The sequence below is a fragment of the Ruegeria sp. BI11 genome (genome assembly GCF_056538005.1).
In genome coordinates this window covers 159,369-174,183 of the sequence record NZ_JBQFSM010000009.1, presented here as the reverse complement: position 1 = coordinate 174,183, position 14,815 = coordinate 159,369, and the positions used below count along the sequence as shown (strand labels likewise).

The following is a 14,815-nucleotide window of genomic DNA, read 5'->3' as shown; positions in this document are numbered from 1 at the left end:
GTGTTCGTAAAACAGCTATAGGGTTCGCGGGCAGAGTGCCAGTCACGGAAGAACAAGAATGAATTGGAAGAATGAAATATTGGCGGCCACCGACCGGATCGCCGGCTATGCGCAGGTAACGCCTGTGATGGAAAGCCGGGCCTTGGGGTTGGATTATCCGGTCGAGATGAAGCTTGAGCATCTGCAGCATACGGGCAGCTTCAAGGCACGTGGGGCGTTCAATACGTTGCTCAGCCAAGACGTGCCCACGGCAGGCATCGTGGCGGCGTCCGGTGGCAATCATGGAGCGGCAGCGGCATATGCGGCGGGTGCCTTGGGTTATCCGGCCAAGATTTTCGTGCCAGAAATGGCAGGGCCGTCCAAGATCGCGCTGATCGAACAGAGCGGTGCCGATCTGAGCGTGATGCCGGGCGAATACGCCAACGCGCTGACCGCGGCACAGGCGCATGAGGACGCGACGGGCGCGATGCAGATCCATGCCTATGACGCGCCCGCAACCGTAGCCGGGCAGGGCACCTGTTTCGCTGAATGGGAGGCGCAAGGTCTGCAGGCCGATACCGTTCTGATCGCGGTTGGTGGCGGCGGCTTGATCTCAGGGGCGCTGGGTTGGCTGCAGGGCGCGCGCAAGGTTGTGGCGGTCGAGCCCGAGACTTCATGCGCGTTAAACGCAGCCCTCCAAGCCGGACAGCCGGTGGATGTCAATGTTTCGGGTATCGCCGCCAACGCGCTGGGCGCGCGGCGGATCGGGTCGATCTGCTTTGAGTTGGCGCAAGGGACGACGTCGGTTCTGGTCAGCGATGACTCCATCGCCGAGGCCCAGCAGGCTCTGTGGCGTGCGCATCGGATTCTGGTGGAACCAGCCGGGGCGACCGCATTGGCTGCGCTGTTGTCAGAGGCCTATCAACCGGGCCCCAATGAGCGTGTGGCGGTGCTGGTTTGTGGCGGTAACCTCTCGCCTGACCCGTTGAACGGCTGAAACCGCAGCAATCAGCCGCAAAGCGTGCGTTCTGCGTCGCATTGCGGCCAGTCCCTTGCTTGCGTATAGGCAACACCAACGTGAACAGATTCTGCAGGGAGCCGCCAAATGTCCAACGCGCAACTGGAAGCCGCCATCGAAGCCGCCTGGGAGGCGCGCGACACCGTCACCCCCGCCACCACCGGCGAACAACGCGAAGCGATTGAAGACACGCTGAACGCGTTGGACAGCGGCTCGCTGCGTGTTGCCGAAAAACTGGACAGCGGCGACTGGCATGTAAACCAATGGGCCAAGAAAGCGGTTCTGCTGGGCTTCCGCATCAAGGACATGGAGATTCAGTCGGGCGGGCCGCAGGCTGGTGGCTGGTGGGACAAGGTGGACAGCAAGTTCGCCGGTTGGGGCGAGGATCAATGGCGTACCGCCGGGTTCCGCGCGGTGCCGAACTGTGTGGTTCGCAAATCCGCCTATGTCGCGCCGGGCGTGGTGCTGATGCCGTCCTTCGTGAACCTGGGTGCCTATGTCGACGAGGGCACCATGGTCGACACCTGGGCCACCGTTGGGTCTTGCGCGCAGATCGGCAAGAACGTGCACCTGTCGGGTGGCGTCGGTATCGGCGGCGTATTGGAACCGATGCAGGCGGGCCCCACTATCATCGAAGACAACTGCTTTATCGGCGCACGTTCCGAGGTGGTCGAGGGCTGCATCGTCCGCGAGGGCTCGGTTCTGGGCATGGGTGTGTTCATCGGTAAATCGACCAAAATCGTTGACCGTGAAACCGGTGAGGTCATGTATGGCGAAGTACCGCCCTATTCGGTGGTTGTAGCCGGTTCGATGCCGTCCAAGAACGATGTCAGCCTGTATTGTGCAGTGATTGTGAAGCGGGTCGATGAAAAGACCCGTTCAAAAACCGGCATCAATGAATTGTTGCGTGACTAACAGGTTAGTACAAAGGGGAAATGCCCGAGCGGAGCTCGGGCATTTCATCTGATTTAAGTATGGCAATCGATAATTCTGGATTTTGAGCAAAACGAACTTTGATTTCGTCGCCTGCTTAACGCCAGAATAAATCTGCTCAGCGATCTTCGCCTGGTCGTTCGACAGCACTACCACCGTCTTCACCACCAGAGTACTTGCCGTCATCATCGTCGCCATCGTTGCTGTCGTCGCCGCCATCGTTGCCGTCGTCGCCGCCATCGTTGCCGTCGTCGCCGCCATCGTCACCGTCGTCGCCGCCATCGTTGCTGTCGTCGCCGCCATCGTTGCCGTCGTCACCGCCATCGTCACCGTCGTCGCCGCCATCGTTGCCGTCGTCACCGCCATCGTCACCGTCGTCGCCGCCATCGTTGCCGTCGCCGCCGCCATCGTCGTCGCCATCGTCGCCGCCATCGTCACCGTCGTCGCCGTCGTCGCCGCCATCGTTGCCGTCGCCGCCGCCATCGTCGTCGCCATCGTCGCCGCCATCGTCACCGTCGTCGCCGTCGTCGCCGCCATCGTCACCGTCGTCGCCGCCATCGTCACCGTCGCCATCGTCGTCGCCATCGTCACCGTCGTCGTCGTTCCCGTAGCCTTCGCTTTCACCGTCTTCACTGTGCTCGTTAGCCAGCGCAGAGTCGGAAGACGCCATCGTCACAACAAACGCTGCGGGAACCAGAGCCAGTATGGACACGCTTGCTACGGTAGTTAGGAGTTTAGACAACGTACTCATCGAACTTTCCTTTTCAAAAAATTGCGATCAATAGTGGGGCTATTTTAAATTTCGCTTTCCATCGCTCGTATCGACCTAAACGAGCAGCACTGCGGTAAGCCAAAAATTGCGCAAATTATCTGAAAATTTCGGCAAAGTGACGCCGTTTTCAACCATGCGGAATCTGATCGAATCTGATGTCAATCCATTCGCGATATTTTTTCCAGAGCTGTGTGTTCTTTTTGCACAGACTTGGGCGCAGTTTGGCTCCTGCACGGTGAAATTTGCTTGTATACCGAATCGGGCCCGAAAGTCGGATCGTTCAATGAGTTGACCATGTCTTGTTCCGCCCGTAAGGCAGGCGCCATGGAAAAGCAAAAGAAACCCTCTCGTCAGCAAGTCTATACCCTGCTTGTGCAGATCGGCCGCAAGGATGGCGATGGCTTGCCTGAAGGTGCGACCGGGGCAGCGTTGATGTGTTTCGCCAGTGGAGTGGATGAGGCTGAAGCCGTCCGCGAAACTGTGGCGATCCTGAAGCAGGCCGACACCGCGCCGCTGGATGTCACAGGCTATGGTACATTGGCCGAGCGAGAGGCGCAGGGCCATGACATCGACCCGGACGAGCGGGCCTTGATGCAGCGGGCTTTGGATGAAAACGCGGTTATTGTCGCACAGATGACGCCGTTTTTCGGGGATGAGGATCAGGGTTAGTTCCGAACCCCGAACCACTTGCGGTAAATTTCGTCATAAGTGCCGTCTTCGCGCAACGATAGCAGCGCCTGATTGACGTCCTCGACCAGTGGTGAGCCGGTCGGGAAGGCGATCCCATAGCTTTCGCGCAAGAATATACCGCCGGTCATTGACGCAATCCGGCGTCCTTCATGCGAGGCGTAGTAGGACAGGATCGGCGCGTCAAAAACCACTGCGTCCAGATCCTTGTCGCGGAAGGCGGTCAGCACCTCATCCAGACCTGGATATCCGGTGAATTCAATCTCGCGCCGGTTTAGGAAATTGGCGGCGGTCGAGTTCGAAATCGTGCCCACCTGTTTGCCATACAGATCGTTGACCGAATTTACGCTGCCGCTGATGGCATCCACCGTCATGACCGAAGTTATCCTTGCGGTGAAGACCGACACGATGAACAGGGATGACACCACCAGAACCACGCCCAGCACGCGGCCAAACGGGGTGCGCGGCATGCGTTCCTCGAACCCGCCATTGACCACAAGATTCAGCGCCCACCAGAAGGAGGGGAACCAAGCCTCATTCAGCTTGCGGTCGAAATAGGGTTGCGAGCGGCGCTCGAACCCCCACATCAGCATGCCGCCACCCAGCAGGATGGCAAAGGCAAGGCCAATGGCGATGAACAATTCGACAGACAGCAGGGCCTGCAGCAGCGAGGGCCGGCGCGCGGCGTCAGAAGGGACCATGATCTGCAAACCGGCCTCAAATATCGGCTGGCTAAAATCCATCTGCGTTTCGCGCGCGGCGGTGATCGAGATATTGGCGATGGCCAGATCGGCGGTGCCGTCCTGCACCGCGCCCAGCATGTCACTGAATGCTTCGACCCGATTGACCGAGTAGTCCCAATCCAGAGACTCGGCCAGTGCCGACAGTAGATCCATGGAGAAACCGGTTTCGGCCCCGTCTTCGACATAGGAAAACGGAGGGCGGGTCACGGTGGTGACCTCCAGTGCCTGCGCTTTGGCTTGCTGCGCAAACGTGGCGAAGGTCAGGCAGATCAGTGCGAAAAGGGCGCGTATCATATTCAGTTTACCTGTTTCGCGCGGCTCTAACGCAAATTTGAAGGGCGCGGCAAGGTGGTCGCGGGGTAAAGACCCGTGTTTTATTGGGGTGTCAGCGCGATACAAACGGAAAAAAGCCCGCGGAATCGGGCGGGAAGGGGTTGGCAATCGATCCAATTCGTTGAATCTGTGCGCGAATGAACCAAAGGGGGGCCACCATGACAGATCCGGTAGACTTGACGGCGGATCTGATCCGTTGCCCATCGGTCACACCCAACGAAGGTGGCGCGCTGGTGTTGCTGGAAAAGCTGCTGTCGGATGCGGGGTTCGATTGCACGCGGGTTGACCGTGGTGGCATCGCCAACTTGTTTGCCCGCTGGGGCGAAAAAGGTCACGCGCGCAGCTTTGGGTTCAACGGTCATACTGATGTTGTTCCGGTTGGGGATGAGGCCGCTTGGACCATGCCACCCTTCGGAGCTGAAATCCATGACGGCGTCATGTACGGGCGGGGGACAACCGACATGAAATCCGGTGTGGCGGCTTTCGCGGCGGCGGCGGTGGATTTCGTTCAGGGCACGCCGCCTGACGGTGCGGTCATTCTGGCCATCACCGGTGATGAAGAGGGCGACGCCCTGGACGGCACGACCGCATTGCTGGATTACATGGACAGCGCGGATGAGCGCATGTCGGTCTGTCTGGTTGGCGAGCCAACTTGCCCCAACACGATGGGTGAGATGATGAAGATCGGGCGCCGCGGCTCGATGACGGCGTGGTTCACGGTGACCGGCGTACAGGGGCATTCAGCCTATCCGCACCGGGCTAAAAACCCGCTGCCCGCGATGGCGCGGCTGATGCACGATCTGGCCAGCCACGAGCTGGATCAGGGTACTGATCACTTTGATGCCTCGACACTGGCGGTTGTGAACATCGACACCGGCAATTCCGCGACCAACGTGATCCCGGCGCAGTGCAGCGGTGCGGTGAATATCCGGTTCAATGATCTGCATTCGGGCGCAAGCCTCAGCGACTGGTTGCGGTCCGAGGCGCAGCGTGTGGCCGAGGCGTATGATGTCGAGGTCGATATCAAAATCAAAATCTCGGGCGAAAGCTTCCTGACCCCGCCCGGCCCGCTCTCGGATCTGGTGGCGCAAGCGGTTGAGGCGGAAACGGGCATGCGCCCCGAGATGTCCACGACCGGCGGTACTTCGGATGCGCGGTTTGTGAAAAACCACTGCCCGGTGGTTGAATTCGGCCTTGTCGGCCGGACTATGCATCAGGTGGATGAATGCGTCGAGGTGGCGCAGATCGACCAGCTTAAAGCGATCTACACACGCATCCTGCGGGACTATTTCGCCTGATCCATGCAGCGGACTCTGGTCATCATGGTCAAAGAGCCACACCCGGGGCGGGTGAAGACTCGTCTGGGTCGCGATATCGGCATGGTCGGCGCGGCCTGGTGGTTTCGGCATCAGACCCGCTCGCTGATCCGGCGGCTGCGCGATCCGCGTTGGCAGATTGTGCTGGCGGTGTCGCCGGACCGTGAGGGGTTGAAAAGCCGTATCTGGCCGATTGAACTGCCACGTGCGCCGCAGGGAAATGGCGATCTGGGCCACCGCATGGGCCGGATGCTGCGAGGCATGCCGAATGGGCCTGTTTGCCTGATCGGAGCGGATATTCCCGGCATCACACGGGCGCATATTTCGCAGGCGTTCAAGGCGCTGGGCTCGACGCAAATGGTGTTCGGACCTGCACCGGACGGGGGGTATTGGCTGGTTGGCGCGCAACGCTATAGGGCCTTGCCCACGACCCTGTTTCGCAATGTCCGATGGTCTACGGAACATGCGCTGGCCGATACGCTAGCCTCAATCCCTGGAACGCGGGTGGCCTTTCTGGATCATTTGCGCGACGTGGACACGGTTGCCGATCTGAAACCCTGATCTTTTTTGGTCATGACGCGGTCGCATCCCCGTGATACGCCGGAAATATGACTCGCATCCCTACCAAGCAAGAGGTCCTCGATTGGATCTCGGCGAACCCCACCCTGACCTCGAAACGCGATATCGCTAAGGCCTTTGGCATCAAGGGCGCGGATCGGATTGATCTGAAGCGTATCCTCAAAGAGCTTGAGGCCGAAGGGCATTTGGAAAAGCGCAAGCGCAGCTATCGTGACCCGGACCGACTGCCGCCTGTCAGTGTGTTGCAGGTGAAGGCACCGAACGACGATGGCGACCTGTTCGCGCGCCCGCTGGAATGGCATGGCGAAGGGGTCGAGCCCATCGTTCTGATCGTTGCGCGCGCCAGCGATCCGGCGCTGGGCGAGGGTGACCGCATCCTGGCGCGCCTGACGGTGGTGCATGAAGAGGACCACAACTACGAAGCCCGCCTGATCCGCCGCATCGGCACCAACCCGCGCAGGATCGTCGGTATCTTCCGTAAAGGGGCCGAAGGTGGACGGATCGTGCCCATCGACAAGACCGGTTCGACAGAATGGCTGGTCCATGATGGCGCGGTGCTGGGTGCCAAGGATGGCGAACTGGTCGAGGCCGAACAGGCAGGCCCGAAGAACCGCATGGGTTTACCCCGCGCGCGTGTCGTCGAACGGCTGGGTGACCCGTCGGCCCCCAAGGCAGTTTCGCTGATCGCGATCCATCAGCATGGCATCCCCGACGACTTCCCCGACAAGGTGATTGCCGAGGCTGACAAGGCCAAACCCGTCGGTCTGAAAGGGCGCGAAGACCTGCGGGACATGCCGCTGCTGACTATCGATCCCTCAGATGCGCGGGATCATGACGATGCCTGTTACGCGCATGCCGATGATGATCCGAAAAACCCCGGTGGCCATGTTATCTGGGTCGCCATCGCCGATGTCGCCGCCTATGTGCAGCCCGGCACCGCGCTGGATCGTGAGGCGCGCAAACGGGGCAATTCAAGCTATTTCCCGGATCGCGTTGTACCGATGTTGCCGGATCGACTGTCGGGCGATCTGTGTTCGCTGCACGAAGGCGTCCCGCGCGCCTGTATCGCCGTGCGGATGCAGATCGACGCCGAAGGCAACAAGATCGGCCACCGGTTCGTGCGGGGTCTTATGCGCTCGGCTGCTTCGCTGCACTATGCCGAGGTGCAAGAGGCTATCGACGGCAATCTTAACGATCGCACCGGGCCTTTGTTGGAACCTGTTCTGAAACCGCTCTATGCCGCTTATGCGGCCTTGAAAAAGGCTCGCGCTGAACGCCAACCGCTGGAGCTGGACTTGCCGGAGCGCAAGATCGTCCTCAGCGACACGGGTGAGGTGACCAGCGTGGCGTTCCGCGACCGGCTGGACGCGCATAAGCTGATCGAGGAATTTATGATCCTCGCCAATGTCGCCGCCGCCGAGACCCTGATCGCCAAACGCCGCCCGTTGCTGTTCCGCGTGCACGAAGAGCCCGCGCCTGAGAAACTGGAAAGTCTGCGGGAAACGGCGCAGACCGCCGGTCTTAACCTGGCAAAGGGGCAGGTGCTGCAAACCCGGCATTTGAATGCTTTGCTGAACGCCGCTGCTGGAACCGAGGATGCCGAACTGATCAATCTCAGCACGCTGCGGTCGATGGCGCAGGCGTATTACAACGCCGAAAACTTTGGCCATTTCGGTCTGGCGCTGCGGAACTATGCGCATTTCACCTCGCCCATTCGCCGCTATGCCGACCTGATCGTGCACCGGGCGCTGATCACGGCCCATGGCTGGGGTGATGACGGGCTGACCGAGGACGAAATCGCCCGGCTGGATGAAACCGCCACCCATATCTCGGACACCGAACGCCGCTCGATGATGGCGGAAAGGGACACGACCGACCGCTACCTGGCCGCCTATCTCAGCGAGCGGGTGGGGAATGAATTCACCGGTCGGATTAGCGGTATCGCCCGGTTCGGGGCCTTTGTGAAAATGGACGAAACCGGTGCGGATGGGTTGGTGCCTGTCCGGTCGCTGGGGCGCGAGTTTTTCCACTTTGACCGCGAGGCCGGGACGTTGATGGGATCAGACACCGGGCTGATCATCGCGATCGGCCAGCGTGTCACCGTGCGTCTTGCTGCGGCGACGCCTGTGACCGGTGGTTTGGAGCTGGAGCTGCTGTCTATTGATGATCAGGCCCTGCCGCGCGGTCGTGGCCCGAAAGGCCGACCAACCCGGCGCAAAGCGGTCAGTTCCAAGCGCAAGAAAGACAAGATCAAGCGCAAGGTTGAACGCAAACGCCGTCAGAGGTGATAGGTCAGCGCCCGCGCAATCAACCAGCCATGGCGCGTCGGGTCGATCTGCGCGGGGTCGTCAAACAACACAGCCCTGTTGCCATCCAGCCGGTCCTCACCGGGAAAGGCCGAGGTGAAATCGCCCATCAACCGGCTTTGGCAATGGACGAATAGCGCAAACTGCGCGGCCTTATGCGTGCCGATCCGGATTGTCGAACCCTTCGGGGACAGATAGGCAGGTTGACCCCAGCGCAGCGATTCTTGCAGAGGCTGCGCGCTGGGCAAAGTTGCTGCGGTGTCAAAGATCAACCCACGCAAGGCAAGCGCACCTGAGCGGGATTCTGTTGGCAGTGCGTCAAACACGGCGGCGACTTTGGGATCGTTAAAGGGTGTCATCCCGGGAGCTTATTCCGATTAGCCGGGCGCGTCAGGCGTTTTGATCTGAGCGCTTTGTGAATCTCTCAATTTGCGCTATCCTGAAGTTGAGCAGTAATCAGGAATTTCGGAATGCGTAAATGCACAAGTGGCGTCATTGCCGCTGCATTATGGGCATCCATTGTGCAGGCGGAATCCCTTAACTCAGCGGATGGTTCACAGACCTTTCAGCTGGCCTCGGCCGATATAACCGTGTCTCTCCGACCGGTCGTGCGGCCTTCGTACAAGGAGTACCGGGTGTCGACCGAAGGAAACGCGCGTTTTCAGGCGTGGCTGGGGGCGTTCCGCGAGCGTGCGATCCAACAGGGTATTTCCACTTCGACGCTGGATCGGGCGCTGGCGGGCCTGACCTATGACAAGAAAATCATCGAACGGGATCGCAATCAGGCCGAGTTTTCAAAACCGATCTGGGAATATCTGGATTCCGCTGTTTCAGACACGCGGATCAGCAACGGCTACGCCGGGCTCGAACGCCATCACGCGACCCTGACCCGGATTGAGGCGCAATTTGGCGTCGAGAAAGAGGTGGTGACGGCGATCTGGGGGCTTGAGACCTCGTTTGGGACGTTTAGGGGCAGCGATCACACCATCCGGTCTCTGGCGACTCTGGCTTTTGATGCGCGGCGGGCGCAGTTATTTGAAACCCAGCTGATTGCGGCACTGCAAATCATTCAGGCGGGAGATATCAGTCCTCGCAATATGGTCGGCAGTTGGGCGGGCGCGATGGGTCATACGCAATTCATGCCGACCTCATACCTGGATCATGCAGTGGATTTCGATGGGGACGGACGGCGCGATATCTGGTCCGAGGACCCGACCGATGCGCTGGCCTCTGCCGCCGCCTATCTGGCGCGGCATGGCTGGACCAAGGGTCAGCCCTGGGGCGTTGAAGTGCGCTTGCCAGACGGGTTCGACTACGCCACGGCCAAGCGGGATTACACATTGCGGCCATCGGACTGGGCTGCGCGCGGCGTGGTAGGGCACGATGGCAAGCCGGTTCCGGATCACGGACAGGCGGCCATCCTGTTGCCCGCCGGAGGGCGAGGCGTGGCGCTGATGATCTTCGACAATTTCGGCGTGATCGAGAAATATAACGGCGCTGATGCCTATGTCATTGGCATCGGCCATCTGTCCGACCGTCTGGCCGGCCACGCGCCGTTTCAAGCCAACTGGCCGCGCGGCGATCGAGTGCTGAGTTTCACCGAGAAAAAGGAACTGCAATCCCGTTTGACCGAAGCAGGCTTTGATACGCAGGGCATCGACGGGCGCACCGGGCCAAATACGACCGACGCCGTGCGCGCATACCAACTGGCCCAAGGGCTGCTGCCGGATGGGTATGCCAGTTTGAAACTTTTGGAGCGGTTGCGGTGATATTTTACGAGCCCTGCTATTGCTTAGGGGCGCGGTGCAGACATTACTCTCAGTTTCCGGCTTTTTGGAATGTGTGACCTCCCGACTACCGCCACTCACTACGATAGACGGGAGGTGGACCCAACAGTTTAGCGGGTCGCGACACCAGTAGAGGTAATAAAAAACTGGATCGCATTCATATATTTGAATCCAAGATGCATCAAATCAAGTTTTTTATCGCGCGACAATTTCTATATTTCCGCGCGATGCAGCTGCAGTGCTCGTGTGCTGAGCTTTTTTAGCGCTGAAAACTGCTAGCACGCCTGACAGAGGCTGGGACTGATACACAAGGCATAAACACAGGCGAACCGAGCCAAACACCACCGGCGTCGTGCGAATGTACCAACTGTTCCCAAGTTAATGCCAGTTGGTTTCACCAGCTTGAATATGCAAGGGCGGCTTCAAACACTAACGTCACTGAGGTGTCTTAGTCTGAATCTTATGGTCTCGGCCGCCATTTTATTGTGACTACCTGCCACGTATATTGCCAGTAGCCTGATCGATCCCAAGTGTGCTTCAAATGATGAGGCCGCACCATGACCGAAGATGCACCACAGCCAGCGCAGTACTACGACAAACGCAATATCTGGACATTGGACCCAACTTCCACGGACAAAGAGGTCTATGATGTCTTTGCTGCAGACGTCGCCAAACTCGTCCAGTTACTGGACGAAAACGAGCCACTCATGTCGCGGGATTTTTACGCACGAATTTTTGCGTCACTTTTAGGATTGTCCAGAGTGTTGGGAGACTACGAGGATAGTTGGAGCCGGAGTGGCTTTTCTCCGGACGACTTGTAGCTCTGTAACATTAAACCTAAAGAGGCCGAGCAAGACTCGGATCTTCAAAACTAGGGGCGGTTGTTAAGCCAACCGCCCCTTGCGTTTCTAAGTTAATCTGAACGCTGACCTACGCCGCCGCTTTCATCAGCCCTTGTGCCATGATCTCGGCTTGCGCTTCATCCAGCGACTTGTAAATCCGCACGAACATTTCGTCGATATCCGCATGGGTCAGGATCAACGGCGGCGAGATGATCATCCGATCGCCCACGTGGCGCATGATCAGGTTGTTGGCAAAGCAGCGGTCGCGGCAGATATAGCCGACCGTGCCAGGGTCCGAGGCGAACTTAGCGCGGCTTGCTTTGTCCGGCGTCAGCGCGATGGAGGCCATCATGCCCACGATCTTGGCCTCACCCACCAGCGGATGATCGGCCAATGCCTCCCATTTCTCCTTCAGATAGGGTGCAGCTACGTCTCGGACGTGTTCGACGATCTTTTCCTCTTCGAGGATGCGCAGATTTTCCAACGCAACAGCCGCCGCGACCGGGTGACCGGAATAGGTATAGCCATGGTTGAACTCGGTGCCGCCGATAACTTTGGCGATCTCATCACTGACGATGGACCCGCCGATGGGCGCATAGCCCGAGCTAAGCCCCTTGGCGATGGTCATGATATCCGGCCGAATGCCCACGGTTTCCGAGCCGAACCAGTTGCCAGTGCGACCGAACCCGCAAATCACCTCATCCGCGATCAGCAGGATATCGTATTTGTCACAGATGCGCTGAACCTCGGGCCAGTAGCTATCGGGTGCCACGATCACGCCGCCCGCACCCTGTACGGGTTCGGCGATAAAGGCGGCGACGCGGTCTTCGCCCAGCTCCAGAATGGCCTCCTCAAGCTCGCGTGCACGGGCAAGGCCGAAATCCTCGGGGGTCATGGTTCCGCCTTCGGCCCACCAGTTCGGTTGGTTGATGTGATGGATGTTCGGGATTGGAATGCCACCCTGCGCGTGCATCCCTGCCATACCACCCAAAGACGCGGACCCCACGGAGGATCCGTGATAGGCATTATGACGGCTGATGATGACGTTCTTGTCGGGTTGGCCTTTCTCGGCCCAATAGGTACGCACCAGACGGATGTTGGTGTCATTCGCCTCGGACCCGCCACCGGCGAAGAACACGTGATTCAGATCGCCCGGCGCCAGTTCAGCCAGTTTCGCAGCCAGGGCGATGGCGGGCGCATGGGTCGTCTTGAAGAACGTGTTGTAATACGGCAGCTCACGCATCTGGCGGGCGGCGGCATCGGCCAGCTCATCGCGGCCATAGCCGATATTGACGCACCACAGACCGGCCATGGCGTCCAGAATCTCTTCGCCTTCACTGTCGGTCAGATAGACCCCATTGGCACGGGTAATAACGCGCGCACCTTCCTGACCTAGCGAACCATTGGCCGAGAACGGGTGCATGTGATGGGCGGCATCCAGCGCCTGCAATTCGGCGGTGGGCATATGATTGGTGATGGTGGACATCCGGGAATCTCCTGCAAAAGCGGTTGACGTTTACAATATGATCAAATTTTTTTCTGTCAATCGAATCGCCGGGCCCTAACCCTCGATAAGAGCGTCCGCCATCAACTCCATCCCCTGCTCGATGTCTTGAGCGGTTGCTTTTGCAGCCATTTGAGCATCTTTTGCGCGTAGGGCAGTGATGATGTCCTTGTGCCTGTCCGGCAGGCTCTGCGTGCCAAAACGACCGCAAACCACGCGCAGAGATGGCCCGAATCTCAGCCACAGCCGCTCGGCCAGATCACGCAGAATCGGGGCGTCGGCGAAGGAATAGAGCGTTTCGTGGAACGTGTGGTTCAGATGCAGGTAACCGCTGACATCCCCATCCGCGATTGTACGGTCCAGCCGTCGGTCGATGCGTTCGAGATTGTCGATATCCGCGTTGCTCATATTCGCGGTTGCGCGTTTAGAAAGTTCTGATTCTATTGATATTCTGGCAAAGATCATCTGTTCGACATCACCTGCCGACAACAAGGGCACGCTGACCCTGCGGTTGCCCTGAAACACCAGAGCCCCGTCCGAGATCAGGCGGCGGATAGCTTCTCGCACGGGGGTCATACCCACCCCAAGCGAATCAGTCAGACCTTGTATCGTGACAGGCTGTCCGGGCACCAATTCGCCGAACATGATCTGCGATTTGAGGGTTTGATAGACCTGCTCATGCGCGGGCCGTTTTTCGGTCTCCGCCTTTGTGCTGGATGCCTTATTTTTGATCAAATCCAATTGGTTTGCCCCGTTTCCAGTGATGATGTCTTGCCAGGTTTCAGGCCTCGTGAAACCATACGCGGGATCGGGGGAAAACGCAAAACTTGATCAAATCCAAAAAAACGGGATTATACCCGTACACTTTCAGGGAGAAAAAAATGTCACTCAAAACGCTGACGATGACGGCGATCATCGCATTGGGGAGTTCGGCGGCATTCGCCGAAGAGGTGCGTGTTTACAACTGGTCCGACTATATCGATGAGGACCTGCTTGCGAAATTCGAAGAAGAAACCGGCCTGACGCTGATCTACGACGTGTTCGACAGTAACGAGGTTCTGGAAACCAAAATGCTGGCCGGTGGCTCGGGCTATGATGTGGTTGTGCCGACAGCGGATTTTCTGCAGCGGCAGATTCAGGCGGGCGCCTTCCAGAAACTGGACAAATCCAAACTTCCGAACATCGGGAACATGTGGGACGTGATCCAGGAACGCACAGATCAATATGATCCGGGCAACGAATATGCGATCAACTACATGTGGGGTACTACCGGCATCGGCCTGAATGTCGACAAAGTAAAAGAAGTGCTGGGTGAAGACGCTCCGCTGAACAGCATGGACCTGGTGTTGAAGCCCGAGAACATGGAGAAGCTGGCGGAGTGCGGCGTATATTTCCTCGACGCACCGACCGAAATCGTCCCGATGGTGTTGAAATACCTTGGGGAAGATCCGAATAGCCAGGATCCTGATATTATCGCCAAGGTCGAAGAACCTCTCATGGCTGTTCGCCCGTATATAAAGAAATTCCATAGCTCGGAGTATATCAACGCGCTGGCCAATGGAGATATATGCGTTGCGGTCGGCTGGTCCGGTGATGTGTTGCAGGCGCGTGATCGCGCAGCCGAAGCCGATAACGGCGTCGAGATCGCCTACAACGCCTTTGCTGAAGGTTCGCTGATGTGGTTTGACATGATGGCAATCCCGACGGATGCGCCGAATGTGGACGGCGCGCACATATTCCTGAATTTCATCATGGATCCTCAGAATATGGCGGATGCGTCAAATTACGTGTATTTTGCCAATGGCAACAAGGCGTCGCAAGCCTTGCTGGCAGAAGACGTGATCGGCGATCCAGCGATTTACCCGGACGAGGAAACGGTTAAAAACCTCTACACGTTCTCACCTTACCCGTCGAAAACGCAGCGGGTCGTGACCCGACTGTGGACCAAGATCAAATCCGGCACCTGATCCGGTACATCTGCGCAAGGCGGTTCTACCGCCTTGCTCCTTTTTTCCA

General features: G+C 58.7%; 14 protein-coding genes. 9 read left to right on the top strand and 5 right to left on the bottom strand.

What is annotated here, in order from left to right; translation table 11 throughout:
- Positions 1-58 precede the first annotated feature (58 nt).
- Both ACR0DT_RS18510 and dapD read left to right on the top strand, forming a co-directional pair.
- Entirely contained in the window at positions 59-976 is a 918-nt protein-coding gene (locus ACR0DT_RS18510; RefSeq protein WP_480712167.1) for a threonine/serine dehydratase, read from the top strand.
- A gap of 108 nt (positions 977-1,084) precedes the next feature.
- Positions 1,085-1,912: a 2,3,4,5-tetrahydropyridine-2,6-dicarboxylate N-succinyltransferase gene (dapD, locus tag ACR0DT_RS18505; RefSeq protein ID WP_480712166.1), complete on the top strand. Its 828-nt coding sequence runs from the start codon at positions 1,085-1,087 to the stop codon at positions 1,910-1,912.
- A gap of 136 nt (positions 1,913-2,048) precedes the next feature.
- On the opposite strand, the gene ACR0DT_RS18500 is transcribed toward dapD, so the two are convergent.
- Positions 2,049-2,681, bottom strand: coding sequence for a hypothetical protein (locus ACR0DT_RS18500; protein WP_480712165.1), 633 nt, complete (start codon positions 2,679-2,681; stop codon positions 2,049-2,051).
- 345 nt (positions 2,682-3,026) lie between these two features.
- Here ACR0DT_RS18500 and ACR0DT_RS18495 point away from each other — a divergent pair, with 345 nt between their 5' ends.
- A complete protein-coding gene (locus ACR0DT_RS18495) occupies positions 3,027-3,371 on the top strand; it encodes a hypothetical protein (protein WP_480712164.1) in 345 nt (114 codons plus the stop codon).
- Here the strand turns inward: ACR0DT_RS18495 and ACR0DT_RS18490 are convergent.
- Positions 3,368-4,426 carry a transporter substrate-binding domain-containing protein gene (locus ACR0DT_RS18490; protein ID WP_480712163.1) on the bottom strand — a complete coding sequence of 353 codons (1,059 nt, stop codon included), beginning with the start codon at positions 4,424-4,426 and terminating at the stop codon, positions 3,368-3,370. The genes ACR0DT_RS18495 and ACR0DT_RS18490 overlap by 4 nt on opposite strands.
- Before the next feature lie 197 nt (positions 4,427-4,623).
- Here ACR0DT_RS18490 and dapE point away from each other — a divergent pair, with 197 nt between their 5' ends.
- The 3 genes from dapE to rnr are packed head-to-tail and all read left to right on the top strand — an operon-like array spanning position 4,624 to position 8,648.
- On the top strand, positions 4,624-5,763 hold the full coding sequence (dapE, locus tag ACR0DT_RS18485; protein WP_480712162.1) for a succinyl-diaminopimelate desuccinylase: 1,140 nt from the start codon (positions 4,624-4,626) through the stop codon (positions 5,761-5,763).
- Positions 5,764-5,766: 3 nt separating this feature from the next.
- Positions 5,767-6,342, top strand: a complete 576-nt coding sequence (locus tag ACR0DT_RS18480; RefSeq protein ID WP_480712161.1) for a TIGR04282 family arsenosugar biosynthesis glycosyltransferase — start codon at positions 5,767-5,769, stop codon at positions 6,340-6,342.
- A 47-nt stretch (positions 6,343-6,389) separates the two neighbouring features.
- Positions 6,390-8,648 carry a ribonuclease R gene (gene rnr, locus ACR0DT_RS18475; protein WP_480712160.1) on the top strand — a complete coding sequence of 753 codons (2,259 nt, stop codon included), beginning with the start codon at positions 6,390-6,392 and terminating at the stop codon, positions 8,646-8,648.
- Here the strand turns inward: rnr and ACR0DT_RS18470 are convergent.
- Positions 8,639-9,025, bottom strand: a complete 387-nt coding sequence (locus ACR0DT_RS18470; RefSeq protein WP_480712159.1) for a DUF1801 domain-containing protein — start codon at positions 9,023-9,025, stop codon at positions 8,639-8,641. The two genes, rnr and ACR0DT_RS18470, sit on opposite strands and share 10 nt — an antisense overlap.
- A 111-nt stretch (positions 9,026-9,136) precedes the next feature.
- Here ACR0DT_RS18470 and ACR0DT_RS18465 point away from each other — a divergent pair, with 111 nt between their 5' ends.
- Both ACR0DT_RS18465 and ACR0DT_RS18460 read left to right on the top strand, forming a co-directional pair.
- On the top strand, positions 9,137-10,435 hold the full coding sequence (locus tag ACR0DT_RS18465; protein WP_480712158.1) for a lytic murein transglycosylase: 1,299 nt from the start codon (positions 9,137-9,139) through the stop codon (positions 10,433-10,435).
- A 575-nt stretch (positions 10,436-11,010) separates the two neighbouring features.
- Positions 11,011-11,274 (top strand): hypothetical protein, encoded by a 264-nt coding sequence (locus ACR0DT_RS18460; RefSeq protein WP_480712157.1) that lies wholly within the window; start codon positions 11,011-11,013, stop codon positions 11,272-11,274.
- 109 nt (positions 11,275-11,383) lie between these two features.
- On the opposite strand, the gene ACR0DT_RS18455 is transcribed toward ACR0DT_RS18460, so the two are convergent.
- Positions 11,384-12,781, bottom strand: coding sequence for an aspartate aminotransferase family protein (locus tag ACR0DT_RS18455; protein WP_480712156.1), 1,398 nt, complete (start codon positions 12,779-12,781; stop codon positions 11,384-11,386).
- A 75-nt stretch (positions 12,782-12,856) separates the two neighbouring features.
- Positions 12,857-13,540 (bottom strand): GntR family transcriptional regulator, encoded by a 684-nt coding sequence (locus ACR0DT_RS18450; protein ID WP_480712155.1) that lies wholly within the window; start codon positions 13,538-13,540, stop codon positions 12,857-12,859.
- A 140-nt stretch (positions 13,541-13,680) separates the two neighbouring features.
- Between ACR0DT_RS18450 and ACR0DT_RS18445 the strand changes: the two genes are divergently transcribed.
- The gene (locus tag ACR0DT_RS18445; protein WP_480712154.1) at positions 13,681-14,766 is read left to right on the top strand and encodes a polyamine ABC transporter substrate-binding protein; all 1,086 of its coding nucleotides are present in this window, start codon (positions 13,681-13,683) and stop codon (positions 14,764-14,766) included.
- The last annotated feature ends 49 nt before the right edge of the window (positions 14,767-14,815 follow it).